This is a genomic window from Paenibacillus macerans (assembly GCF_900454495.1).
GTDB lineage: Bacteria > Bacillota > Bacilli > Paenibacillales > Paenibacillaceae > Fontibacillus > Fontibacillus macerans.
In genome coordinates this window covers 3,781,340-3,807,146 of the sequence record NZ_UGSI01000001.1, presented here as the reverse complement: position 1 = coordinate 3,807,146, position 25,807 = coordinate 3,781,340, and the positions used below count along the sequence as shown (strand labels likewise).

The 25,807-nt window shown below is 50.9% G+C and carries 21 protein-coding genes; 16 read left to right on the top strand and 5 right to left on the bottom strand.

Translation table 11 applies throughout. The features are described 5' to 3' along the window. Positions 1-20 precede the first annotated feature (20 nt). Entirely contained in the window at positions 21-179 is a 159-nt protein-coding gene (locus DYE26_RS34255) for a hypothetical protein (RefSeq protein WP_227872713.1), read from the bottom strand. A gap of 279 nt (positions 180-458) precedes the next feature. Then, positions 459-1,130 (bottom strand): HTH domain-containing protein, encoded by a 672-nt coding sequence (locus tag DYE26_RS34250; RefSeq protein WP_240534185.1) that lies wholly within the window; start codon positions 1,128-1,130, stop codon positions 459-461. Between the two features lie 393 nt (positions 1,131-1,523). Between DYE26_RS34250 and DYE26_RS34245 the strand changes: the two genes are divergently transcribed. Both DYE26_RS34245 and DYE26_RS17030 read left to right on the top strand, forming a co-directional pair. After that, a complete protein-coding gene (locus tag DYE26_RS34245; protein ID WP_155620026.1) occupies positions 1,524-1,841 on the top strand; it encodes a hypothetical protein in 318 nt (105 codons plus the stop codon). After that, positions 1,802-3,931, top strand: coding sequence for a glycosyl hydrolase (locus tag DYE26_RS17030; protein ID WP_240534246.1), 2,130 nt, complete (start codon positions 1,802-1,804; stop codon positions 3,929-3,931). Before DYE26_RS34245 ends, DYE26_RS17030 begins: the two co-directional genes overlap by 40 nt. Positions 3,932-4,210: 279 nt before the next feature. On the opposite strand, the gene DYE26_RS17020 is transcribed toward DYE26_RS17030, so the two are convergent. After that, a complete protein-coding gene (locus tag DYE26_RS17020; RefSeq protein ID WP_244927438.1) occupies positions 4,211-5,284 on the bottom strand; it encodes a transposase in 1,074 nt (357 codons plus the stop codon). Positions 5,285-5,649: 365 nt separating this feature from the next. Between DYE26_RS17020 and DYE26_RS17015 the strand changes: the two genes are divergently transcribed. Beyond that, complete coding sequence (locus DYE26_RS17015) at positions 5,650-6,078, top strand: thiol-disulfide oxidoreductase DCC family protein (protein WP_036625691.1); 429 nt, start codon at positions 5,650-5,652, stop codon at positions 6,076-6,078. 34 nt (positions 6,079-6,112) lie between these two features. Here DYE26_RS17015 and DYE26_RS17010 read toward each other — a convergent pair whose 3' ends face one another. Next, the gene (locus DYE26_RS17010; RefSeq protein WP_036625688.1) at positions 6,113-6,499 is read right to left on the bottom strand and encodes a hypothetical protein; all 387 of its coding nucleotides are present in this window, start codon (positions 6,497-6,499) and stop codon (positions 6,113-6,115) included. Positions 6,500-6,633: 134 nt separating this feature from the next. Next, positions 6,634-7,737 (bottom strand): UDP-galactopyranose mutase, encoded by a 1,104-nt coding sequence (gene glf, locus DYE26_RS17005; protein WP_036625686.1) that lies wholly within the window; start codon positions 7,735-7,737, stop codon positions 6,634-6,636. Positions 7,738-7,876: 139 nt separating this feature from the next. Here glf and DYE26_RS17000 point away from each other — a divergent pair, with 139 nt between their 5' ends. From DYE26_RS17000 to DYE26_RS16940, 13 genes are all read left to right on the top strand, one after another. Beyond that, positions 7,877-8,758 (top strand): LysR family transcriptional regulator, encoded by an 882-nt coding sequence (locus DYE26_RS17000; RefSeq protein ID WP_036625685.1) that lies wholly within the window; start codon positions 7,877-7,879, stop codon positions 8,756-8,758. A gap of 196 nt (positions 8,759-8,954) precedes the next feature. Then, complete coding sequence (locus DYE26_RS16995) at positions 8,955-11,882, top strand: beta-glucosidase (protein ID WP_240534183.1); 2,928 nt, start codon at positions 8,955-8,957, stop codon at positions 11,880-11,882. A 65-nt stretch (positions 11,883-11,947) separates the two neighbouring features. Then, complete coding sequence (locus DYE26_RS16990) at positions 11,948-14,407, top strand: beta-glucosidase family protein (protein ID WP_036625683.1); 2,460 nt, start codon at positions 11,948-11,950, stop codon at positions 14,405-14,407. Continuing rightward, a complete protein-coding gene (locus tag DYE26_RS16985) occupies positions 14,404-15,021 on the top strand; it encodes a hypothetical protein (protein ID WP_036625681.1) in 618 nt (205 codons plus the stop codon). Before DYE26_RS16990 ends, DYE26_RS16985 begins: the two co-directional genes overlap by 4 nt. 34 nt (positions 15,022-15,055) lie before the next feature. After that, a complete protein-coding gene (locus tag DYE26_RS16980; protein WP_036625679.1) occupies positions 15,056-16,072 on the top strand; it encodes a glycosyltransferase family 2 protein in 1,017 nt (338 codons plus the stop codon). 117 nt (positions 16,073-16,189) lie between these two features. Continuing rightward, positions 16,190-18,610 (top strand): beta-glucosidase family protein, encoded by a 2,421-nt coding sequence (locus DYE26_RS16975; RefSeq protein WP_036625678.1) that lies wholly within the window; start codon positions 16,190-16,192, stop codon positions 18,608-18,610. A gap of 27 nt (positions 18,611-18,637) precedes the next feature. Further along, complete coding sequence (locus DYE26_RS16970) at positions 18,638-19,201, top strand: hypothetical protein (RefSeq protein ID WP_036625677.1); 564 nt, start codon at positions 18,638-18,640, stop codon at positions 19,199-19,201. 50 nt (positions 19,202-19,251) lie between these two features. After that, entirely contained in the window at positions 19,252-20,274 is a 1,023-nt protein-coding gene (locus DYE26_RS16965; RefSeq protein WP_036625676.1) for a LacI family DNA-binding transcriptional regulator, read from the top strand. Positions 20,275-20,549: 275 nt separating this feature from the next. Continuing rightward, on the top strand, positions 20,550-21,848 hold the full coding sequence (locus DYE26_RS16960; RefSeq protein ID WP_051985680.1) for an ABC transporter substrate-binding protein: 1,299 nt from the start codon (positions 20,550-20,552) through the stop codon (positions 21,846-21,848). A 114-nt stretch (positions 21,849-21,962) separates the two neighbouring features. Beyond that, entirely contained in the window at positions 21,963-22,847 is an 885-nt protein-coding gene (locus DYE26_RS16955) for a carbohydrate ABC transporter permease (RefSeq protein ID WP_036625674.1), read from the top strand. A gap of 26 nt (positions 22,848-22,873) precedes the next feature. Beyond that, positions 22,874-23,713 carry a carbohydrate ABC transporter permease gene (locus DYE26_RS16950; RefSeq protein ID WP_063836329.1) on the top strand — a complete coding sequence of 280 codons (840 nt, stop codon included), beginning with the start codon at positions 22,874-22,876 and terminating at the stop codon, positions 23,711-23,713. Positions 23,714-23,734: 21 nt separating this feature from the next. After that, entirely contained in the window at positions 23,735-24,814 is a 1,080-nt protein-coding gene (locus DYE26_RS16945; RefSeq protein ID WP_036625673.1) for a Gfo/Idh/MocA family protein, read from the top strand. A gap of 20 nt (positions 24,815-24,834) precedes the next feature. Next, the gene (locus DYE26_RS16940) at positions 24,835-25,806 is read left to right on the top strand and encodes a carbohydrate kinase family protein (RefSeq protein WP_036625671.1); all 972 of its coding nucleotides are present in this window, start codon (positions 24,835-24,837) and stop codon (positions 25,804-25,806) included. Position 25,807: the final 1 nt, after the last annotated feature.

Here is a 25,807-nt window from a genome sequence, read left to right as displayed (position 1 = left end):
GAGGCAAAATGCCTCCCTTTTTACCGCAGCTGCCTTCTTAAGTAAACGTAAACCGTCAGCGGCGCGAAGACGGCGATCAGAAGCAGACCGGCGCCGATGCCGGACGCCAGGTCGGACGCGCCGGCCGTGCCATGCAGCAGTTCCCTTGTCAGCTGGACGGCAATGCTGATCGGATTCAAATGACGTCGTCCCGCTGTATACCGTCATCGGCACCACCGTCAGCACGAGAATGCCCGGCAGCAGGTACTGGATATACTCCGTGACGGAACCGGTGATCGCCCCGCCGAACAAAAAGGCGAAGATGAGCAGCATGACGATCGGCGACAAGACCGCCTCCATGGCGAAGCCGAAGCCGTTGTTTCGCATGTGATACAGCGTTCTTCGCATGAACGGCGCTGTCGCGGCGAGGCCGCCCGGACTGCGGCGCGGCTTCCTCGCTCCGGTTGCCTGGGTGATATTCATGCTGACGATGCCTCCTTTCCGTGAGCGGCGGTGAGCGCGAAGAACACGTCATCAAGGCTCGGGTCGCCCATGGTAAAATCGTCGATCGCCGCCCCGTGGCCAAGCAGCGTGCCGATAACGGCGTGCGCCAGCCCGGTTTCCTGGACCGCTACTTTCACGATCGACCCATCCTCGTTCGCTTGGCCGGCCACCCCATGCTCGCTTGCGAGCAGGCCGCAGACGCCGGCGGGATCGGTTCCCGCCGCCAGCCGGATCGTCAGCGTCTTGCCGCCGCTGGAAGCTTTGAGCTGTTCCGGCGCGTCCATGCTAAGAATGACGGCTTCATGGCTTCCTTCATTCGCCAGCGCCGGATGCAGGCTGGCCAGCTTCCGCATCGCCGATGCCGCCGTCCCGCCCATCGCTCCTTCCATCGCCTTCAAAAGCGAATAGATCACCGACAAGTCTTCGAGCGAGAAGTGCTGCCGCGTCAGGAAAAATCCGTTCATCAGCTCGAATCCGCCATCCGCGCCGGTGAACGAGGCGACCGGGATGCCGGCCTGGTTGATCAATTCGACGTCACGGTAGACGGTGCGCACCGACACTTCGAACTTGCCGGCCAACTGCGCGGCGGTTACCCTTTTTTTAGCCATCAACTCCAGCGTGATTCCGAGCAAACGGTCCAATCTCACGGCCATCGCCTCCTCTGTCGATAAACTTGTGCAGGTCATCTGAGAACGATCCTACACTAATAATTCTGACAACATGGTTGTCAGGGTTGGAGATGCAACAATTTTCCTCTTAAGGTAAGCTGTCATTAGTCCCGCAAACATTTCTTAAACATTTGCCTGTTACGATAATTCCACTTGCGGAGAAATGAGGTATTATTATGATCAATATACTTATCAAAACCCGGTCGGCCCTTCAACTTTCATTGGAAAAATCCATTCTATTGGATAGTCCAATTATAATACGCCTAATATAACTACGATTGATTGGAATCTGAAGGAAAGTGACGCATTTTGGCGAAATACCTACTTGCCTTAAGAAAAGATATCTTTTTCCATAAGAGGAGGAAAACAACCATGGCGAGTAGGGTACGCGCAAGGTCTAAAGCAACTTTTTTACGGATGGCGGCTGCGTTTTTGGCGGTCATTCTGGCAACAACGGTAATCGCCATCGCTGCCGCGCCGGGCAAGGTTTTGGCGGCAGGGGAGAATCTGCTGACGAATCCCGGATTTGAAGCCGGGGATGCCGCTTGGGAGAAGTGGGGCAACCCGGTGGTTGCGACGGCGGAAAAACATACCGGATCGGCGTATGGGTTAAATTTGCCGGCACCGGCGCGACCGGCCATACGATTTCGATGGAGTATTTCGGTTCCCAGCAGGGAAAAGAAAGCCTGAAATTCTCCGGATCGACGGACTGGGAGTATCAACAAATTTTATTTACCCCCGCTGCAGGCGTGCAGTATGCCCGGGTATCTTTTTGGAATAACACGGCGGTCGATTATTTTATTGACGATGCGGTGATTCGGGAATATGCGGACGAAGAACCGCCAACCGCACCCGGCAAATGGGAGACCGAGCTTATAGAGGACGGTCTTAAGCTGACCTGGACGGGTTCAGCGGATGATTCCGGCGTGGAGGCATACCAGCTTTCCTACAAGAAAACGGAGGATTCCGGCTGGCAGAACGTGAGCGTCCCCCATGTGGAGGGACAAACCAAGTACACCTATAGCCTCGAAAATCTGGAAGCCTATCAGGTATATGCCCTCAAGCTGACTGCCGTAGACGAGGCGGGCAACATCTCGGACGCCGTTATTGGGCTGGAAGCCACACCGGGCCCCAACCTGGTGGAAAACCCGGGGCTTGAGACCGGTTCCGTGTCCCCTTGGGAGGTATGGAAAAACCTTGAGACCACCACGGACCATCCGCACAGCGGACAATACGCCCTGAAGATCAAAAATCTGACCGGCGGCGGCACCAAGAAAATAAACGTAACGCCCGATACCACCTATTTGGTCAGCTTTTGGACCCGGTTTGCCGGCGAGCCGGTCACAAGCTTCGGGCTAGATTTCAGCTTATTCGGGCCAACGGAAACCAAGGTGCCGATAACTGCCCCGGTCAGCACGGAATGGACCAAGACCGAAGAGCGAATTCATTCCGGAAGCGGCGACAAGCTGATGAGGCTGGCCATGTGGAATACGACGGGCGTAGACATGTTTATGGATGATGTTTTTGTAGGGGCCCTGCCTGAGCTTCCTGCAAACCTCAAACCCAGCGTCCCGGCCAATGCCAAAGTAAACGGAACGGACTGGGTATCGGCGGACCTGGAGTGGGAGGCGTCGGAAGGACCTTATGGAGTCAAGGCTTATACGGTATCCTATAAGGAAGAGGGGGGAAATGAGGAATGGCGGACGGTAACGGTTCCCGCTGTCCAGGGGCAGACGTCTTATTCCTATAAACTGGAAGGCTTATCTCCGGAAACGGCTTATGACATTGAAATAAAAGCGGTCAGCGAAGGAGACCTGGTTTCGGAGGGAGCGGTTTTGCGGGCAGCCACAAGCCCTGTGAGGGCCTCCAACCCGGATGCCTCCGCCGAGGCGCTATCTCTGCTGGAGCGATTGTATGACACCACCGGGAACGGTATTTTTACAGGACAGCACAATTACTATGAGGACCCCTCCAACTGGTACAATAAAGCAGCCGAAATAACCGGCGTGTATCCTGCCTTATGGGGCTCTGATTTTGCCTATTACACAGGCGGCGACTTTGCGGGCTTAAGACAAAAGATGATTAATACCGCCATCGCCAAAGCCCAAAGCGGCGCCATGATCACCTTGACTTATCACCAAATTCGTCCTTTTGATCCTAAAACTGCCGGATGGGAAAGCGTAAAAGCGAAGGTAACGGAGGAGCAGATGGAAGAGATCGTTCCCCCCGGTACGGACCTGTATAATCAATGGGCAGCCCAAGTGGACGAAGTAGCCGGTTACCTGACCCAGCTTAAGGATGCGGGAGTTCCCGTGTTATGGCGGCCTTACCATGAAATGAACGCAGAATTTTTCTGGTGGGGCGGACGTCCGGAGCTTTTCAAGCAATTATGGGTCAATATGTACGACAGGTTCACCAATGTTCATCATTTGGATAACTTGATCTGGGTATGGAGTCCAAACGCGGAAAGCGAATGGGCTTATGACTCGGCTCCTTATTACCCCGGACACGATTATGTGGACGTGCTGGCCATGGACATCTACAATAACGACTACAAAGACGCCTATTACGAAAAACTGGTGGAACTCAGCGGCGGAAGACCGATCGCCATCGGCGAAAACGGAGAGCTGCCCGACCCTAAGGTCTTAAAGGAACGGCAACCCCGGTTTGTCTACTTTATGACCTGGTCCGAATACCTGACGAATAAAAATTCCGTGGAGAAAATCAATTCGCTGTATCACGATGCGCGTACGATAAATAACGGAGGCAGTGGCCTTTGATTAATGAGCCTGGCACAAAAAATGTGTCAGGCTTTTTCAAAGAGAATTGGCAAGAAATGCCGGAAGGGCGTTGAAAGCTTGTGGACAGGGAAGCTGATGTCAGGGAAGGCTGATGGGTTGGTCGACAGGATTAACATCCACTTGCCGGTGCTTTGCACGATTATCCCGTTTGATCAGGAAGCAGAGAAGAAGATACATTCAGGAGAAGAAGATACATTCAGGAGAAGAAGATATATTTGGAAGAAGTGGATATGGGAGAAGCAGACCTGTTCGAGATCATTAAACCTGTTTAAGATCATAGACAGGTTTATGAGAAGGGAAGCAAGCCTGAGACGGGAGGAATCGGGCAAGACACAAGAAAAAATGAAAAGACCGTGATCTTGCTGCAGCCTGAGTCTGTTTGCAGAAACGTTTGTACCGTTCAAGCACTTCTATCAGGCCGCAGCCGCAAGGGGCTGGTTCGGTTGGCGCGCGATCAGCCGGCGGTAAGGAATCGCCGGAATCGCCACACACATTTGCAGCAACTGCTGCCGCATCGTTTCTTCCGCTCCGGGCCGTCCTCTTTGCAGGCGCAGCCGGCGGCGTACGGTGTACTCGTTCAGATACGCTTGCAGATGCTTCAGTCCCAAGGCTCCATACGTACTCTTCAGCGATTCCCACGCCTCTCTCACCACTTTCCGCAAGGGCGCATACAGCCGAAAGGCCTGAGGAAACAACTGTACCGCCGATGTATGGACATCCACATGCCCGCCAATAAACGCGGTTAGATCGTGACGGTCTGCCTGCCCTTTTTTCGCCTCCCCGCTTATGCGGCACCAGGCGGATTTTGACTTGTTCCGGCTCGCCCGACTCTGTGACCGTGCAGCCGGCTACGACCGCCGAGGCATACGGATGCGAAAGCTGACACCGGGACGGATTACGCCCATACTGATCGCTGTTCACCTTCACGTCTCCGGAGAGCAGCTCCCGGGCATCGAACTCCCCCACGGCATGGCGTATTTTGTGCAGCACCGACCAGGCGGTCTTGTAGGCGACCCGGATCACCTTGCTCAGCCGCAGCGCCGAGATGCCGCCCTCAAGCAGGAACAACTCCAGGGCCTGGAACCACTTCACCAGGGGGAGATGCGTTCCTTCAAAAATCGTGCCGACCAAAGGCGATGTTTGATGCTTGCACTTTCCGCACTCGAACAAGGGAATATGCCGGGAAGTCAGGCGGCTGCACCGGGTGTAAGTGCAGCGCGGGCAGACGAAGCCGTTTGGCCACTTCATCGCGATTAGCGCCTCCATGCAGTCCTGCTCGCTGTTATAACGGCTGCTGAATGGCTGAAGTTCCGTTCCCGTATTGGCTTCCATATCCGTTTACCTCCCGAATCAAGAATACACGAACATAGGTTCCATTTATTTCATTATACCAAACACACGTTCTCTATTCAAGCCGAAAATCTCACCTAAACCGCCTTATTTTTTCACCCTTTCTTTTTCTGCTCTCTTTTTTCTTTATCCCGTTCACTACCCCCCCCTCTGCCCCTCTGAACGAAAGGGATAATCGTGCAAGGCAGCATGCAGATACACCAAGGCACTAAGCACCAAGACACCAAGACACGAACGCTATAGACAGCCACCTCAGCCGTAATTCAAATTTAAATGAATACCTTGCTGAAAGTTAACCATCTTATATTACAATAGATAGTGTAACGGGTTGAAAGGGGGCTCCCGCTGTGAGAGAGTCGGATAACCATGCCGTCGTTCTTTTTGACGGCGTATGTAATTTTTGCAACGGATCGGTGCAGTTCATCATTCGGAGAGATCGGGCTGGTTACTTCCGGTTTGCTTCGCTGCAGTCGGATGCGGCGAAGTCGCTGCTCGCAGGGCGGGCGGAAGCACCCAGTCTTGACTCGATCATTTTGATTGAAAATGACCGGGTGTTCACCGAGTCCACCGCGGTACTTCGAATCGCTAGAAAGCTGGACGGGATCTGGAGAGGAGCGGCCCTGTTCCTCGCTGTCCCCAAACCGCTCAGGGATTGGGCTTACCGTCTATTTGCCCGCAATCGATACCGCTGGTTCGGCAAACGCAGCGAATGCATGTTGCCGACGCCGGAGCAGCGCCAGCGATTTTTAAGCATGGATGAAGCGGGGAAGTTTTGAGTCTCAAAAGGGGGATCTTAGATTGATTCGACACTTATGCGGATGGAATATAGGCCTCCTCCACTTCGACCTTACGTTCATTCCCAACCAATTTGTATTTTACATCAATGACGGCCCCCTCTTGGTAACGGGGAATGTGAACGACGGATATAAAGGTTTTCACCGTGGCCCGGAAGGTCTGGCCGTCCTCCTGCGTAACGGTCAAATCGAGCTGGATGCCCGGACGATCATTTATACTGGATGAAGTCTGCTGGACGGAATGGATGAGCGCTTTTGCCCGGATTCCGTTGTCCAAGATATCCTGACGCTCCCGCTGGGTTTTCTGGTTGGCACGGAGTGTCTTTAGGGCGGCAATTAAAGTTAACGAACCCGTGATCAACCCGAATACGATGAGTAAGCTAACAATCGTTGTTTCGCTCATGTCAAACCTCCCGAATAAAATAGGTCAAGTTGAGATCAGCACCCCTAACGATAATACTCATTTCTCACATTTTCATGCATTGCCAACGGCAAAACAAGGTACTAAACGACCATCCAAGAAACAGAGAAGGTCGTTTAGTCTCCAAACTCCTTATCAACCGCAGCCAAGGCGGCGCCGATGACCTGGTGCATGTCATAGTATTTATAGGTGGCCAAGCGGCCGCCGAAGATCACGTTTGCCTCCGCGTCGGCCAATGCCTTGTATTTCCTGTAGATTTCATTGTTTTTATCGTCGTTGATCGGGTAATAAGGCTCGTCTCCCGGCTTCCACTCTGTGGGATATTCGCGGGTAATGACCGTCTTGTCCTGCGTTCCGAACTCAAAGTGCTTATGCTCGATGATTCGCGTATACGGTGTTTCTCTATCCGTATAATTGACCACGGCATTGCCTTGATAATTGGCGGTGTCGCTCAATACGGCCGTCTCGAACCGCAAACTCCGGTATTCCAGAACGCCGTAGGCGTATTCGAAATATTGGTCGATCATGCCGGTATAAACGATCTTTTTGGCCAGTTTTTCGTACGCTCCCCGGTCATGAAAGAAATCGGCATTTAACTTGACGTCTGCGTCTTCTAGCATCTTTTGGATTATAGCCTGGTAACCGCCGATCGGGATGCCTTGATACGTGTCGTTAAAGTAATTGTTGTCATAAGTAAAACGGACGGGCAGGCGCTTGATGATGAAGGAAGGCAGCTCTTTGGCGGATCTTCCCCACTGTTTTTCCGTGTAGCCTTTGACCAGTTTTTCGTAGATATCGGTTCCGACCAGAGAGATGGCTTGCTCCTCCAGGTTGCCCGGTTCCGTAATGCCGGCGGCTTTCCTTTGTTCGTCGATTTTCCGTTTAGCTTCATCCGGGGTGGCAACACCCCATAATTTGTTGAACGTATTCATATTAAACGGGAGATTGTAGATTTCCCCTTTGTAGTTGGCGATAGGCGAATTGGTATAGCGGTTGAATTCGGCAAACCGGTTCACGTAGTCCCATATTGCTTTACTGTTGGTGTGAAAAATATGAGCGCCGTATTTGTGCACTTGAATGCCTTCGACCTCTTCCGTATACACGTTTCCGCCGATGTGGTTTCTTTTATCGATAACCAGGCACTTCTTGCCTCTTTTTGTGGCCTCATAAGCAAAGACGGCTCCGAACAAACCCGCGCCGACGATTAAGTAATCATACATGTGGAAACTCCTTGTAATGTTTTACTCCCATCACATCTTAGCATAATCCCGCGCCGGCAACTACAGCGCTCCGGCAAAATTATGCTATACTATTGGCTAATGAGTGTCCGGGACGGGGATGTAGGGGGTTTTAGCCGGAATGAATACCGAAGCATTGGAATATTTTATCAAAGTTTACGAGAAAAAAAGCGTTACGGCCGCAGCCAAGGACTTGTACATAACTCCGCAAGGCATCAGCAAAACCATCAGGCAGTTGGAGATGGAGCTGGAGACCGAATTGTTTTACCGGGGCCCGCGGGGGATGGAAGCGACCAAAGCCGGCGAGCTGCTGCATGCCCGGGCCAAGCATATCCATTACCTGATCGAAGACATCAAAAAAGAGATTCGGATCATGAACGGGAGAAAAGGGACTTTAAACGTGGTGATAACCTACTCGATCTCATCGGTTTTGCCGGTGGATTTTTTGTATCGGTTTTCGGCGCATTATCCCGAAATTCAAATCAAGCTTAAAGAATTCCCCGACGAATATCCCTTGACGAAGATTTTTCAGGAGGAAGCGGATGTCGGGCTGGTGATCGGAATCGAAGAGATGGACGATTGCGAATTCGAGATGCTGGTCCGCGGTGAAGTCGTCGTTGTCGTTGCGAAAAGCCACCCCCTGGCCGGCAAAGATGAAATTTCCGTCAAAGAGCTGGCGAACGAAGCTCTGGTCGTTAAAGCTGCGGGCAGCGGCAAGGAAAACGGATTTGTCGAGAAATGCCTGGAACAGGGCTTTACCCCCAATGTGATCCATGAGTTCGGCAATATTATATCGGCTCATCGGCTGTGCGAGCGAAATGGGGCCGTGGCCGTTTCGATCGATTTTGTGGAGGACTCCCTTAACAATGACAACCTGAAACGGATCCGGCTGATGGAAAAGATCCCCCAGGATATTTATCTCGTATTCCGCAAAAGAGGGATCCAATCGAAAGCAATCGCCTTGTTTCAAAGCTATGTAGCGGATAAATGCAAGTCGTTTTGACGGAAATAACGACCCGTCGAAACGGCTTTTTTCGTTATAAACTAAAAGTTGCTTCCCCCTAACGATTGGTTGATAGTTATTTTGGCCGCGATGGAGTACCCTTAGCTAAGGGTACCCATCAACTTGCAATCATGAAAGCACATACAAAATTTTTGTGATTGTGGCAACTTGGTTTATTTACATAGGAGGCGAAGAAGTGAGCAAGTCAGGCAAAGGCAAGAAAACTTTTACGGCATGGGCGGCATTGTTTTTGGCGCTGGCCGTCGGTGCGGTTGTAACCGTTTCAATGGCATCGGTTGCAAAAACGATCCAAATTCTGCTCGTTGCGGCCGTTATTGTTTCCGTTGTTGTATTGGTTAGCGGTTTCATGTGGGCGAGACGGAACCCCACGGAGCGAAAAGGATTAAGAAGAATGCTGATGGCGCTGCTTAGTTTAGGGCTGGTCATCGTGATTGGCCTCGACGTGGCCGTATACAAGTATCAGGTTGTCGTTAACCAATACCTGACCAAAGCGAAAATCGATGAGGAGGCGCTGGCGAAGGCTTCTGCGGATTCCAAAGCGGTTACGGAGCAAATCGAAGACGAGGGGATCGTGCTGCTCGAAAATAAAGAGCATGCCCTGCCTCTGGATATGAACAACGCCAATGAGAAGAATGTAAATATTTTTGGCCAGGCTTCCGTAAAAATGATTTACGGCGGCAGCGGCTCCGGTTCGGGCGATGAAAGCGCGAACGTCACGATTCAACAGGGCCTGGAGAAGGCCGGGTTTAAGGTCAACAGCGAACTCACCGAGTTCTATAAAGCCCACGCCCCCGCAAAAAAGAAAACGGACACGTTTAACCTGGACGGCGGCGACTATACGCTCAGCGAACCGGCTACCGGCGATTTCAGCGAGGAACTGCTGAAAAATGCGGAGCAATTTTCCGATGTGGCGGTCATCGTGCTCTCCAGATCGGGCGGCGAAGGCGGCGACCTGCCGTTCGAAACGGCCGAATACGGCGGTTCCAAAGACCGCCATTACCTCGAGCTGTCGGAAGCCGAAGAAAAGATGATCGACATGGTCACTTCGCGCGATTTCGCGAAGGTGATCGTGGTGATCAACTCCAGCAACGCGATGGAACTCGGGTTCCTGGAAAACAAGGGGATCGACGCCGCGATTCTGATCGGCGGTCCCGGATCGACCGGCAACAACAGCGTCGGCAGCATTTTGGCCGGCAAGGTGAATCCGTCGGGCCGTCTGGTCGACACCTACGCTTACGATGTAACGACATCCCCGGCTTTTTACAATGCGGGCGACTTCAGGTACTTGAATACCAAACATAAATCCGTAGACAAATTCGGCAAAGAGAGCGAAAAATACCATGCGTTCGTCAATTACGCCGAAGGCATTTACGTCGGCTACCGTTATTATGAAACCCGGTACGTCGACAACGCGACAGGCCAAGTGGACGAGGCGGCGTACCGCAAAACGGTCCAATACCCGTTTGGTTACGGCTTAAGCTATACGAGCTTCACGCAAGAGATTACGGACTATCAAACCACAAACGATAAGATTACCGTCGAGGTCAAAGTGACGAATACCGGCGATACGGCCGGTAAGGATGTCGTGCAGCTGTACTACACTCCGCCTTATTATGAGGGCGGCATTGAAAAATCCCATGTCGTGCTGGGCGCGTTCGATAAAACGGAAATCCTCGAGCCGGGCGCTTCCGAGACGGTGACGTTGGAGATTCCGGTGGAAGATATGGCGTCTTACGACTACAAAAATGAAAAAGCGTATGTGCTGGAAGCGGGAACTTACGGAATCAAGCTGATGAAAAACGCCCATGAGACGATCGACTCCAGAACGTATGAAGTGAAGGACACGATCGTTTATGGCGGAGACAACAAACGTCCTTCGGATCAAGTCACGGCAACAAATGTGTTTGATGATGCGCTCGGCGGCTTGACCTATGTGTCCAGAGCCGATTGGGAAGGCACCTTGCCGGCGCAGCGGACTCCGGAAAAGGAAGCTTCGCAGGAGCTGGTCCAGGCTTTGGAAAACAAGCAGGTGACCGACAACCCGGACGATCAGGATATCGTTTTTGCCAAACACGGTCTGGAACTGGAAGATATGGCCGGGCTGGACTATAACGATCCGAAATGGAACGAGCTGCTGGAGCAGCTGTCCGTCGAGGAAATGGCGCAACTGATCGGATTCGGCGGCTACGCCACCCAGCCGGTCGCGTCGATCAACAAGCCCGGCACGACCGATCTGGACGGCCCGGCCGGGATCAATGCGCTGCTCACCGGTATTAACGGCGTGCAGTTTATGAGCGAAGTGGTGCTGGCGTCGACATGGAATGTGGATCTCGCCCAAAAAATGGGCGAAGCTCTCGCTAACGAAGCGCTCGTTTACAGCGTGACCGGGATGTACGCGCCGGCCATGAACATTCACCGCACGCCGTTCTCGGGCAGAAACTTCGAATATTATTCGGAAGATGCGTTCCTTTCGGGCAAGATGGGGTCTTATGTGGTGCAGGGAGCCGCATCCAAAGGCGTGTATGCTTACATCAAACACTATGCCCTGAACGATCAGGAAACGAACCGCGACGGCGTGGCCGTATGGACCAATGAGCAGGCGGTTCGCGAAATCTACTTGAAGCCGTTTGAAATTTCCGTCAAGCAAGGGAAAGCAACGGCCGTCATGTCCGCCTTTAACCGGATCGGCACGACATGGGCGGGCGAACATTACGGCCTGTTGACCACCGTGCTGCGCGATGAATGGGGCTTTAGAGGCATGGTCATCACCGACTGGGACATGTTCCCGCATATGGATGTGGACCGGGCGATCCGTGCGGGGGGCGACCTGATGCTGACGACGCTCGGCGATAAGCCGACGAAACTGAGCACGGACACGAACACCGGCAAACAGGCGATGCGCAAAGCGAGCCACAACATCCTTTATACCGTGGCGAACAGCAAAGCTCTGGAAATCAACGCCGCGCCGTATCCGTACTGGCTGCTGCTGCTCGGTCTCGGAAACATCATCCTTCTGGCCCTGCTGACCCTCGGGTTCTATAAAGCGGCGCACCGGAAGGCCCGCAAAATCGAAGCGGTTGAAACGCAAAACCAAAATATATAGATAGGCCTTAGGCGGTAGCTGATTAAGTCGGCTACCGCCCAAAGGCTAAAATGGGGTATTCGGAGATGAAACACAAACACTTGATAAAGCAGATGACATTGGAGGAGAAAGCTTCTTTAATGTCGGGGAAAGATTTCTGGCAGACGCAGGATATCCCGCGCCTGGGAATCCCGAGCATTTTTCTGGCGGACGGACCGCACGGCATTCGCAAACAAGCGGAGGCTGCGGACCATCTGGGCTTGAACCCGAGCCTTCCGGCCACCTGTTATCCGACGGCCGCGACCGTGGCCAACAGCTGGAATACCGAACTTGGAGAGAAGCTCGGCGAATATCTCGGCAAAGAGGCGGTCAGCCAAAGAGTGCATGTACTGCTGGGGCCGGGCGTAAATATGAAGCGAAATCCGCTGTGCGGAAGAAACTTCGAATATTTCAGCGAAGACCCGTATCTGGCCGGGAAACTGGCGGCGGCTTATATCCGGGGCATTCAGTCGCAGGGCATTTCCGCCTGCGTGAAGCATTTTGCCGCCAACAATCAAGAAGAAAGACGGATGTCGATCGATACGATCGTCGATGAGCGGACGCTGCGGGAAATTTATTTGACCGCGTTTGAAATCGCCGTGAAGGAAGGCGGGACCAAGACGGTAATGTCTTCCTATAACATGCTGAACGGCGAGTATACGAATGAGAACATTCATTTGCTGCGCGAAATCCTGCGCAAGGAATGGAATTTTGAAGGGGTTGTCGTCACGGATTGGGGCGGCAGCAATGACCGCGTGGCCGGCCTGATCGCCGGAAACGAGCTGGAAATGCCGACGACGGCCGGGGAAACCAATGCGGAAATTGTCCGGGCCGTACAAACCGGAGAGATCAAGGAAGAAGTATTGGACGAATGCGTGGACCGGCTGCTTGAACTGATTTTTTCCACGGAGGAAGCGTTCAAGACAGCGGATAAACCACAGTTTGACGTGGATCGGCATCACCGCGCGGCCCAGGAAGCCGCCGAAGAATCCATCGTGCTGCTGAAAAATGAAGGCAGTATATTGCCGATTCATCATGGCGTGAAAGTAGCGATCATCGGCGAGTTCGCCAAGGAAGCGCGTTATCAGGGCGCCGGCTCTTCGATCGTCAACCCGACCGTGCTTGACCACACTTTGGACGGTTTGGCGGAAGCGGGCTTGACGAGCGTCGGGTATGAACCCGGATTTGAGCGGTACGGAAAAAGAAGCCGGGGGAAAATCGCCAAAGCGTGCGACCTTGCCAAGCAAGCGGATGTCGTGCTGTTATATATCGGTCTGGACGAGGTGACCGAAGCCGAAGGCCTGGACCGGCAAAATATGAAGCTTCCCGAGAACCAGGTCGAATTATTGAATGCTTTGTATGAGGCAAATCCGAACATCGTGGCGGTGCTATCCTGCGGCTCCGCGGTGGAAATGCCGTGGATCGGCAAGGTAAAAGGCCTGGTGCACGGCTATTTGAGCGGTCAGGCGGGAGCCAAAGCGATCCTTGGAGTACTGACCGGGAAGGTCAATCCTTCCGGAAAATTGGCGGAAACGTATCCGCTCCGTTATGAGGATACGCCGTCCTACTATCATTTTCCCGGCAAGGAAGTCAGCGTAGAATACCGGGAAGGCCCCTATATCGGCTATCGTTACTATGATACGGCGAAGGTGGAGGTGCTTTTCCCGTTTGGATATGGCCTTAGCTATACGGCTTTTGCCTATTCCGATGTGCAGGCGGACCGGGATGGGGTCACTTTTAAAATCACGAACACGGGAAGCATGCCGGGGAAGGAAATCGCCCAGCTCTATGTCGGCTGCAAATCGGGGGATGTTTTCCGGCCCAATAAAGAACTGAAGGGATTTGCCAAGGTATTGGTCAATCCGGGCGAGACGGAAACGGTCACGATCCCGTTTGACGACAAGACGTTCCGTTATTTTAATGTAACAACAAACGGTTGGGAAATTGAAGGCGGGGAATACGAGATTATGATCGGGGCTTCCAGTGCGGATATCCGGCTGACCGCAAGCCTTCACGTAGAAGGAACGGGAGCGCCGCTTCCTTACGAGCAGGCGAAGCTTCCTTCCTATTATTCGGGCCAAGCGAACCAAGTCGGCCAGGAGGAATTCGAACGCCTGCTTGGGCGGAAAGTCCCGGCTGCCGCCTGGGACCGCACGCAGCCGCTCGGTTACAACGATACGATTGCCCAATGCCAGTACGCCAAAGGCTTTGTTGCCAGATTGGCCTTTCGCCTGATGTCTTTTGCCCATTGGTTTTTGTGGAAAACGGGCAAAAGAAGCACGGCCAACCTGATCATGATGTCGGTCTATCATATGCCGTTTCGCGGCATTGCCAGAATGACCGGCGGGCTCGTGAACATGCCGATGCTGGACGGTCTTCTGATGATGGTCAACGGTCATTTCTTCAAGGGGCTTAAGCATTTTCTGAAAGAGAGAAGCAAGATGCTGAAGGCCGCCAAGCCGAAGGTCGTCATACCAGCCCAAGCCACAAAAGGAGAAGAAATATGAGCGGTAGAAAAACAGCGGCCGGGCCGCTGGGCCTTTGGGCCCGATACAAAGAAAAACATCCCCATATTGCGCAGTTTCTGTTATTCTTTATATTGAGCAATGGCATTACCGTCCTGCAGTTGTTTTTAATGCCCTTATTTAAGAGTCTGTTCGCCCGCACGTCTCTAGTAAACAGCAATTTTCAAATTTTGCAGTTTGGGCATAACTTTGACGGCAGCCTTTACTATGTATTCGATTATGCGGCGGGTCCGCTGGCCGCGGGCGGCGGAGGCGGCCTGGCCTATTTTCTCGCCGTGCAAATTACGATTGCGATCGCCCAGATTCTCAATTTTTTTGCGCAAAGAAGCATTACGTTCAAATCGAACAGCAACATTTGGCAGGCCGCGTTCTGGTACGTCGTCGCTTATATCGTGATCACGCTCGGCGCCGCGGCGGCTCAAGGCTTCTACAAAGCGCCGATCTACAACCTGTTCATCAATACGTGGGGATGGGGCGCCGCCGGCGAGACGACGGCCGACGTGATTACGATGATTATCAACAGCGCTATTTCGTTCTGGGTGTTCTTCCCGATTTTCAAAGTCATTTTCAAGCAGGAACCCGAGAAGCAGGAATAGTTAAAGTGCGATTAAAGGTAGTGTGAGTTGAGTCATGAAATTATTATCCGTAGTTATCCCTTGCTACAATTCGCAAGACTACATGAGGTACTGCATCGAATCGCTGTTGCCTGGGGGAGAGCGGGTGGAGCTGCTGATCGTCAACGACGGTTCCGCGGACCGGACCGGGCAAATTGCCGACGAGTATGCAAGCCGTTATCCCGGGATCGTCAAAGCGATCCACCAGGAAAACGGCGGCCACGGGGAAGCGGTCAACGCCGGGATTCGTCATGCGGCGGGCTTATATTTTAAAGTCGTCGACAGCGATGACTGGGTGGATGTCCGGGCGTATCTGAAAATCTTGGAGACCCTCAGCGCTCTAACCGGGGAAGATAAACATGTGGACATGCTGGTCAGCAATTTCGTCTATGAAAAAGAAGGCAAGAAGTACAGAAAAATCATGAAATACGACGATGTGCTTCCGGAAGGCCGGATTTTTACGTGGGATGATATCCAGTGTTTTCGCAAAGGCCAATACATGTTAATGCATTCCGTCATGTACAGGACGCAGCTTCTCCGGGATTGCCGGCTGGAGCTTCCGCAACACACCTTTTATGTCGACAATTTATTTGTGTATACGCCGCTGGCGCATGTCAAAACGCTTTATTATGTCAACGTCGATTTTTACCGGTATTTTATCGGCAGGGAAGGCCAATCGGTCCAGGAGAGCGTTATGATCCGCAGAATCGATCAGCAGATTAAAGTCAATAAACTGATGATCGACCAAGTACGGCTGGATATGATCGAAAATCCGAACCTGCGCCGCTATATGTTCAGGCATTTGGAGATCGTCACGGTCGTATCAGTGATTTTGTTGATCCGCTCGGGAACGGATGAACATCTTAAGAAGAAAGATGAACTATGGGACTATATTAAAAATAAAGATATCAAGCTGTACCAGGATCTGAAATACGGCCTGATGGGAAGATTGATCAATTTGCCCGGACGGGCCGGCCGCCGCATTTCCGTGGGGGCGTACAAGATTTCGCAACGATTGGTCGGGTTTAACTAACGTGGGGAGCAGGGGCCTGTAGGGTGTCCTGCTTCTTTTCCTATATTAGAAAGTAGGGAGAATCTATAGTAGAATATCTTTGAATATACCGCCTATCATACAGAAGAGGAACCAAAGATGAAATATAAAGAGATCATTGCACAAATGACATTGGAAGAGAAAGCGTCTTTAATGTCGGGGAAGGATTTTTGGCAGACCCAGGACATCGAGCGCCTTGGCATTCAAAGTATATTTCTTGCCGATGGACCACACGGTATCCGGAAACAGGCGGTAGCGGCGGACAAGCTGGGCCTTAATGAAGGCGTGCCGGCCACTTGTTATCCCACGGCGGCGACGGTGGCCAACAGCTGGAACGTGGAGCTGGGAGAAACCGTAGGGGAGTATCTCGGGGAAGAAGCGATCGCGCAAAAAGTCAGCGTTCTGCTCGGGCCCGGCGTCAACATGAAGCGGAATCCCCTGTGCGGCCGGAATTTTGAATATTTCAGCGAAGATCCTTATTTGGCCGGTAAAATGGCGGCGGCTTACATTCGGGGCATTCAGTCGCAGGGCATTTCCGCTTGCGTCAAGCATTTTGCCGTCAACAATCAGGAGAAGCGGCGGATGTCGATCGATGCCATCGTCGATGAAAGAACGCTGCGGGAAATCTATTTGACCGCCTTTGAAATTGCGGTGAAGGAAGGCAAAACGAAGGCAATCATGTCTTCTTACAATAAATTGAACGGTACCTACACGAACGAGAACTTACATATTATGCAGGATATTTTGCGCGGCGAGTGGGGGTACAAAGGGGTTGTGATCACGGATTGGGGCGGGAGCAACGACCGTGTGGCCGGACTTTTGGCCGGAAATGAACTGGAAATGCCGACAACCGCGGGCGAAACCGATCGGGAGATTGTCCAGGCCATTCGCAGCGGAAAGATCCCGGAAGAAGTATTGGACGAAAACGTGAACCGGCTGCTTGAGCTGATTTTTACCAGCGGAGAGGCTTTTCGGCGGCCGCATTTGGAGTTTAATGTGGAGTATCACCACCGGATGTCCCAGAAGGTCGCGGAAGAGTCGATCGTACTGCTGAAAAACGAGGGGAATATTCTACCGCTCAAATTCGGCAAAAAAGTGGCGGTGATCGGCGATTTTGCGGAAAACGCCCGGTTTCAAGGAGCGGGTTCCTCCATCGTCAATCCGACCATTTTGGACCACACCCTCGATTGTTTCGAACAGTCGGGCATCGTCAGCATCGGCTATGAACCCGGTTTTGAGCGCTACGGCAAGAAGGACCGGAAAAAAATCGAAAAGGCCTGCGCCCTCGCGGCGCAAGCGGATGTGGTTCTGCTGTATATCGGTCTGGATGAAGTGACGGAGGCCGACGGCCTGGACCGGCAGAGCATGGGAATTCCGGAGAATCAGATCGAACTGCTGGACGCTTTGCACCAAGTGAACCCGAATATCGTGGCGATTCTGTCCTGCGGTTCCGCGGTGGAAATGCCGTGGATCGGCAAGGTGAAAGGGCTGCTGCACGGATATTTGGGCGGGCAGGCCGGAGCCAGGGCGATCCTGCGGGTGCTGTCGGGAGACGTCAATCCATCGGGCAAGCTGGCGGAAACGTACCCGCTTCGCTATGAGGACACCCCGTCCTCCCGGTATTTTCCCGGCAATGAAACGACCGCCGAGTACAGGGAGGCCGTCTATATCGGTTACCGCTATTACGATACGGCGGACGTCGACGTGCTTTTTCCTTTCGGATACGGACTGAGCTACACCACGTTCGAGTATTCCGACCTGCAGGTCGATAAGGCGGGGGTGACGTTCAAGCTGACCAATACCGGCGCCGTTGCCGGGATGGAAGTCGCCCAGCTGTACATCGGCTGCAGCTCCGGGGAAATTTTCAGGCCCCGCAAGGAATTAAAGGGGTTTGTCAAAGTGTTTATCAATGCCGGCGAATCCAAGACGGTGTATATTCCGTTTGACGACAAGACGTTCCGCTATTTTAACGTAAAAACAAACGGGTGGGAAATCGAAGAAGCGGACTATACCATCATGGTTGGCGCATCGAGCGCGGACATTCGGTTGACGGATACCCTATTTGTGGCGGGAACGGCAGCGCCGGCGCCTTATGATAAAGCGAAGCTTCCGTCCTATTATTCGGGCCGGATCACCGATGTCGGCACCGCGGAATTCGAAAACCTGATCGGGAGAAAGGTGCCGGTTTCCACCTGGGACCGGTCGAAACCGCTGGGGTACAACGATACGATTGAGCAATGCCAGTATGCGCAGGGCGCCTTCGCCAGGCTGGCCTATCATGCCATTGTGTTTGCTTACTGGTTCCTGAGAAAAATAGGCAAACGCAGCACGGCGAATCTGATCATGATGTCGGTTTATCATATGCCGTTTAGAGGAATCGCCAGAATGACCGGCGGCGTCGTTAATATGCCGATGCTGGACGGGATTTTGCTGATCGTTAACGGGCATTTCTTTAAAGGGCTGGCCCATTATTTAAGGGAAAGAAAAAGAAAGCTGAAGCGGAGAAAGACGAAATCATAATCGTTAACGGAAGGAGCAAGGATAGGGATGTCTAAACCTGTAATGAACATCGCATTAGTGTGCGGACCGGATTGCGATATGGAAACACAGGCGGTGCGCGCCGCGCTGGAGCTTTTTGGCGCGAGGGTGTTTACGTATTGGATCGGCCGGCCCAACGATTTAATCGCCGTCCTGTCGGGGGAGGACCTGTACGCCGGGACGGATATGATCGTCCTCTGTTTTCACGGCGATGAAGGAAAATTCATCATGCCGGAATTGGGCGAGGACGTTTACGAGGAAGGGGAGCCGCAGGGGGACTTTGGTCCGGCCGAGATTTTGCGCTATGCCAAGCTGGACGGGAAGATCGTCATCGGCAACGGATGCACGCTCGGCGACAAGGAACTGGCCCGGGCGTTTCTCGGCCGCGGCTGCCGCATCTATATCGGCCCGGACGATTATCCGGACGGCAATGATGCGCTGATGTTCGTGCTGAGATTTTTCTATGAAATGATCCAACATGGAAAGAGCGCGGAAGAGGCTTATGCCCTGGCCGTAACGATGAGCGAGGAGCTGCCGATGTACCGGTTGTACCAAGGTTTCGAGTTGATTTAATGCTAAAATGTTGTCAAAATGATTAATAGTTGGTTTCAAGGAGTGGTGTCATGTCTGTTACGATTCAAGATATTGCCAAAGAGGCCCAGGTTTCGGTCGCAACCGTTTCCAGAGTGATCAATAATTCCAAAGCGGTTAGTCCGGAGCTGAAAAAAAGAGTAAATGATGTAATTCAAAAAAGAAACTTTAAGCCGAATTCCTTGGCAAGAGGTTTAATCATGAATCAAACCAACATTATCGGGATCATCGTTCCGGACATTTCAAATCCGGTATTCGGTGCCTTGACCAGGGGGATTAACAGCTTCTGCCAACAGAAGGGTTATACTTTAATGGTCTGCGAATCGGGGGGACAACAGGAGAAGGAAATCGAATTATTAGGGATATTGGCCAATAAAAAGGTTGATGGGGTTTTGTTTGCGGGAGTCGACGTGAATTCCACCTTGGTGGAAGAAATGAAAAGGAAAGAGTACCCCATCGTCCTGGTTACCCAGGAGGCTTCGGAAGGAGAAGAAGTGATTCACACGGTCACTCATGACAATATCAAGGCTACGTATGATGCGGTCTCTTTTCTTATTGAAAACGGGCATACAAAAATAGCTTTTATAGGCGGTCCGGAAAACGATTATTCATCCGGGCAAAAACGTTTAACAGGGTATGAGCTGGCGCTGAAGGAACACAACATTGAAGTTCCGGATTCTTATATCGAGCATGGGAACTTTTCCTTCGAATCCGGGTATGATTGTATGAAAAAAATATATGAGGAAAACAGCATTCTGCCAACCGCCGTCATGGTATGCAACGATGTTATGGCGATTGGGGCTATCCGGTTTTTGAAAAATGCGAAGGTTTCGGTACCTGCCGATATTTCCATTATGGGGTTCGATGATTTGGAGTTCGGTAAATATTTCAGCCCCGAATTGACAACGGTTCGAATCTCTTACTTCGATGAAGGGCTGAAAGCGGTCAAAACTCTGTTCAAGCTGATTCATCAGAAGCAGCAGGCCATACCGAAAACTCAATTTATTCCGCACAAAATCATAAGAAGAATTAGTGTGCGCAAAATATCTCTTTGAAAGGCACAAAATTTCTATTGATTTTTACCAAAAATTCGAGGTATAATATACCCACATCAGGAAAAGGTTTTCCTGAAATTGATTCGGAAAACCTTGCTTCTGGGGAAATAAGGGGGGATTAGCGGTAAAAATGAGTGCCATTTTTTTTAGTATTAGGAAAAGGTTTTCCTGAAACGAAATCAAAAGGGGGAATACATTTTTTTTAGCCGTTAAAGAAAGCGTTTCCTATTTTTTTGTCGGAAGTTTGCAATCTATACTTTGATGGGGGTACTTTCATGACACTGTTAAAAGGGAAAAAATTGTGGTTGCCTTTAATTGCGGGTTCTCTTGTTTTTTCGTTGGCAGGATGCGGCGCGAATTCGGCCAAAACGGAGCCGGCATCAAACGGAGCAAAGGACCCGGTGACCATCACCTTTTCGTTTGACCAAGGAATCGGGCAGCCGGCGCAAACGCTTGTCGATGAATATAACGCAAGTCAGGATCAATACGTTGTCAAAACGAAAATTTTGCCGCAGGATGCCAATGTGGTTCACGATGATTTTGTGAATAAACTGGCCTCCGGCGATAAAAGCGTGGACGTTATGGCTTTGGATGTCGTTTATGTGGCGGAGTTTGCGGCGGCCGGTTGGTTAACCGATCTAACCCCGTATTTTGATCAAGCGACGCAGGATAAATATTTGCCGGGTACCATTGAAACGGCAACATACAACGGTCAACTTGTCGCTTTTCCGTGGTTTACAAATGCAAGCGCTCTCTTTTACCGTAAAGACGTGCTTGATCAATTGGGTGTAGAACCTCCTGCTACGTATCAAGGCTGGATGGATCTGCAAAGTAAAGTGCAAGGCATGAACGATGTTCAATACACAGGGGTTTTTCAAGCTGCTCTGTCCGAAGCGTTGGTATGCAACTGGGTTGAATATGTAGCCAACAACGGTGGAGAGATCCTGGATGCATCAGGCAAACCGGTTGTCAATTCGGAAAATAATATCGAAGCGACGCAAATCATGCTTGATATGGTCAAAAGCTATGCTCCCGAGGGGGTAACGACTTATACGGAGCCGGAAAGCGAGCAGGTATTCTTGGACGGCAAAGCGCTTTTTATCCGGGATTGGTCCGGGTTCTGGAGCCAAGCCAACAAAGAAGGTTCCAAGGTAAAGGATAAAGTGGGCGTTGCCGCTCTGCCGGTTGGCCCTAAAGGAACCGAGTCGCATTCCACTTTAGGCGGTCTGAATTTGGTGATCAATAATTCCATCGATGACGAGCATAAAGCGGCTGCCGTCGACTTTATCAAATATTTGTCCAGCGAAAGCGTACAGAAGAAAATGAATCTGATCGCGGCCCAACCGCCGGTGTTAAAAGAGGTTTATCAAGATCCCGAAGTTTTGAAAGCGAATCCATTCTACGCGGATTTCTATGACATTATTATGAATGGGAAAGCAAGACCGATGTCTCCTCATTATTCTAGAGTTTCCGATTCGATTCAACGTAATATCCATGCGGCGCTGTCGGAACATATCGATATTAAAACGGCTTTGGACACCATCCAAACCGACCTCGAAGCATTAAGCAAATAAAGAAATAGACGGACATGGACTGTAGGCAGGGTATATAAAGTTGAATAATTATTTAGTTCAACTTAAATACCCGCTTCGCTGCAGTCCATGCCGCCAGAAGGAGTTAATGAGGGAATGAAGAGTTTACAGCAAAGAAAGGAAACTAGAGATGCCTGGCTGATGATGTTCCCTGCGCTAATCATTTTATCGGTCATTGCGGTTTATCCGATTTTAAGGACATTTTGGTTAAGTCTGCATGAAATGGTGTTAACGGATCCGGGCTCGGGATATCCATTTGTCGGTTTGAAAAATTATTCCGATATCTTTCGGGACGAACGAGCGGGGGCTTCCATATTTTTTACTTTTAAATTCACGCTTACGACTGTTTTTTTAGAATTAATCGTCGGTTTTGCTGCGGCGATGATTATGAACAAAACGTTTAAAGGCAGAGGAATGGTTAGAGCGGCGATTCTGATCCCATGGGCGATTCCGACCACCGTATCGGCCCTGATGTGGAAATTTATATATAATGACCAGTACGGTTTGTTTAATGATGTGCTGTACAGACTTGGGATGATCGACGGCTATAAAGCCTGGTTAAGCACGGAAAGCGGTACATTTATGGCGCTGGTTATTGCGGATGTCTGGAAGACGGCTCCGTTTATGGCGCTGCTCATCTGGGCGGGGCTGCAAATGATTCCCGGCGATTTGTATGAGTCGGCGAAAATCGACGGCGCCAATGCTTTTCAGGCGTTCGTAAAAATTACTTTGCCGATGGTCAAGAGCACCGTGCTTGTCGCTCTTCTGTTCAGAACGATCGACGCGTTCAGGGTATTCGATTTGGTTTCCGTAATGACCGGCGGGGCGAACGGTTCGGAAAGCGTATCTTTATATGCTTACGCCCACCTGATGAAGTTCCTGAATTTCGGCTATGGTTCAGCGCTGTCGATTCTGATCTTCTTGGTCGTATTTGCCATTAGTCTAATTTATATGAAATTAATTGGTAAAAATCTGGCCTAATATTTTCGGAAAGGAGGGAAGCTTCAATGGATTTGAAAATATCACGGACATTAAAGTCGAGCTTATTATATGTCATGGTTTTGATCTTTTTAGGCTTTATTTTGTTGCCCTATATCTGGCAATTTTTAACCTCGATCAAACCGCTTGCGGAAATATCGGCGATCCCTGCCAAATGGGTGCCCAGCAAAATTAACGTAGAATATTATTTCAATGTGTTTCAGAAACATCCGTTTGCCAGGTATTTATTCAACAGTGTGATTGTAGCGACGATGACTACGGTTGTAAGCATTTTAATCGGCGCATCGGCATCCTATGCCTTGGCGAGACTGCGCTTTAAAGGGAAAAAAGTCATCCTGCTGTCCATCCTGACGATTTCCATGTTTCCGACGATTTCCACAGTCAGCCCTTTATTTTTAATTTTGAAAAATATGAACCTGCTAAATACGTATGCCGGGCTAGTTATCCCTTATACTACATTCGCCTTGCCCATGGCGATCTGGTTATTAACGAATTTCTTCAGTCAACTGCCGAAGGGCTTCGAGGAAGCGGCAACCATTGACGGTTGTTCCAGACTGCAAACTTTTTTCAGGATTATGCTGCCGCTCATTAAACCCGCTACCTTTTCGGTTGCTCTATTGGTTTTTATCAATGCTTGGAATGAGTATATTTACAGTTTGACTTTTATGACGGACGACAGCATGAGAACGGTGCCGGTTGGAATTGCGCTGTTTCCCAGCAATTATGAACTCCCATGGGGCGACATGGCGGCGGCGTCGATTGTCGTAACGGTTCCGCTCATTGCGTTGGTTTTAATATTTCAGCAGAAAATCATTGCCGGCTTAACCTCCGGGGGGATTAAAGGATAAAACATCAAAGGGAGAATGAGGATGAGCAAAATAAGATTTGGGCTTATAGGTTCGGGGTGGAGAGCCGAATTTTACATTCGTATTGCAAAGGCCATTCCCGAGAAATTCGAATTAACCGGGGTGGTCATACGAAATCGGGAAAAAGGGGAGGAGTTTGCCCGAAAATTCGGAGTAAACGTCGTCCAATCGTTGGACGGGCTGCTCAAAAGCCAGCCCGATTATGTGGTGTTATCCGTCAAGAGAGGTTTTGTTACCGATTATTTAATCGACTTATTTAAAAGAGGAATCCCCGTATTGTGCGAGACACCTCCGGGAGAAACGATAGAAGCTTTGGAGGAGCTGTGGGAACAGTCCAACAAATACAACGCCAAGGTTCAGATTGCCGAGCAATACTTTGTACAGCCGCTGTATGCCGCTTGGCTAAAGGTGATTCAAGACGGCAAACTCGGAGAAGTCAGCAATATGAATCTCTCGTCCTTGCATGGGTATCACGGCGTCAGCATCATCAGAAAGTTTTTGAACGCAGGTTATGAAAATTGTATAATCCGCGGGAAAAGGTTTTCCTTCCGAGTGACGGAAACCTACGGGCGTGAAGGCATGGACTTTGACGGGAAGATTTTTTCCTGTACAAGGGACCGTTTAACTTTGGAATTCGAAAATGGGAAGGTCGCGTTTTTCGATTTTTCCGATCCGGCCCAGTACCACTCGTTTATCCGTACCCGCCAACTGACCGTGCAAGGCGTAAGAGGCGAAATCGATGACTTGACCGTACGATATCTTACGCCTAGCAACGTGCCGGTAACGCAGGAATTAAACCGTATCGACTTAGGCAAATACAATAACCAGGAATGGGCTCACTACGGAATCATGTTGGGTGAAGAGTTCGTTTATAGGAATCCGTTTGCGAACGCTCGATTGAACGATGATGAAATCGCCGTGTCTACCTGCTTGGAGCGGATGGGCGCATACTTGGCCACTGGAACCGAATTTTATTCATTAAAAGAAGCGCTGCAGGATACTTATATTTCTCTGATGATGGACGCGGCGCTTAAAAGTCCGCATCAAGAAGTAAAAACGACAACAAGAGTATGGGCTCATTAAGCGGATTTCGGGGGACGGACATGTTTAATTTTGATCATCCAATCGAGCTTCAAAACAGCAACGGCAACGATCTGTTCATGGCGGGAGAAATTCTGATCGATATGATATCCGCGGATTATACTGATGATTTTACGTGCAGCACATACCAGAGATTTTTTGGCGGATCGCCCTCCAATATTGCGATGAACGCCAAGAAATTAGGGATTCAGGCTATTGTTGCGTCGGCGGTGGGGGGAGATGGCTTAGGCTCCTATTTAATCAATGAGTTAAAAAACGCCGGCATAGACACGGGGTGTGTTCAAAGGTTAGCGGATTACTCCACAAGCATGGTCGTCGTAACCAAAAGCCAAGCCACGCCGACTCCTGTGTTTTACCGGGGCGCGGACTATCATTTGTCATACACCGCGGAGCTTGAAGCGGCTTTGCTAAATTCCAAAATCGTACATTTCTCCTGCTGGCCCCTATCCAGAACACCGGCGAGGGGCACCATTGAAAAAATCATAACAACAGCTCAAATGAATCGATTATTGGTCTGTTTTGATCCAAACTATCATCCGATGTTATGGGAGAACGGCGAGGACGGAGTCGGGTATGTGAAGTCCCTCCTCGGAAGGGTGGATATTGTAAAGCCGTCCGCAGACGATGCGGAAAGATTGTTTGGCAAACAAACGCCCGAATATTATATGGAAACGTTCCTGGAGCTTGGCGCCAAACTCGTTATCCTGACCTTGGGAAAAGACGGCGCCCTGGTTTCCAACGGTTCGGAAACGGTCCGCTTCGACACCTTGGCCACCTCGGTGGCGGATACGACGGGGGCGGGAGATGCTTTTTGGTCGGGATTTTACGCGGCGGTGGTGCAAGGGCATACGATCAGACAAGCCTTAACCCTGGGGTTTGCAGTCAGCGCCTATAAATTGAAATATACCGGCGCCATTGCCGATTTGCCAAAGCTGGAAGTCATAAAAGACATGTATGGATTACGGGAGGAATAAA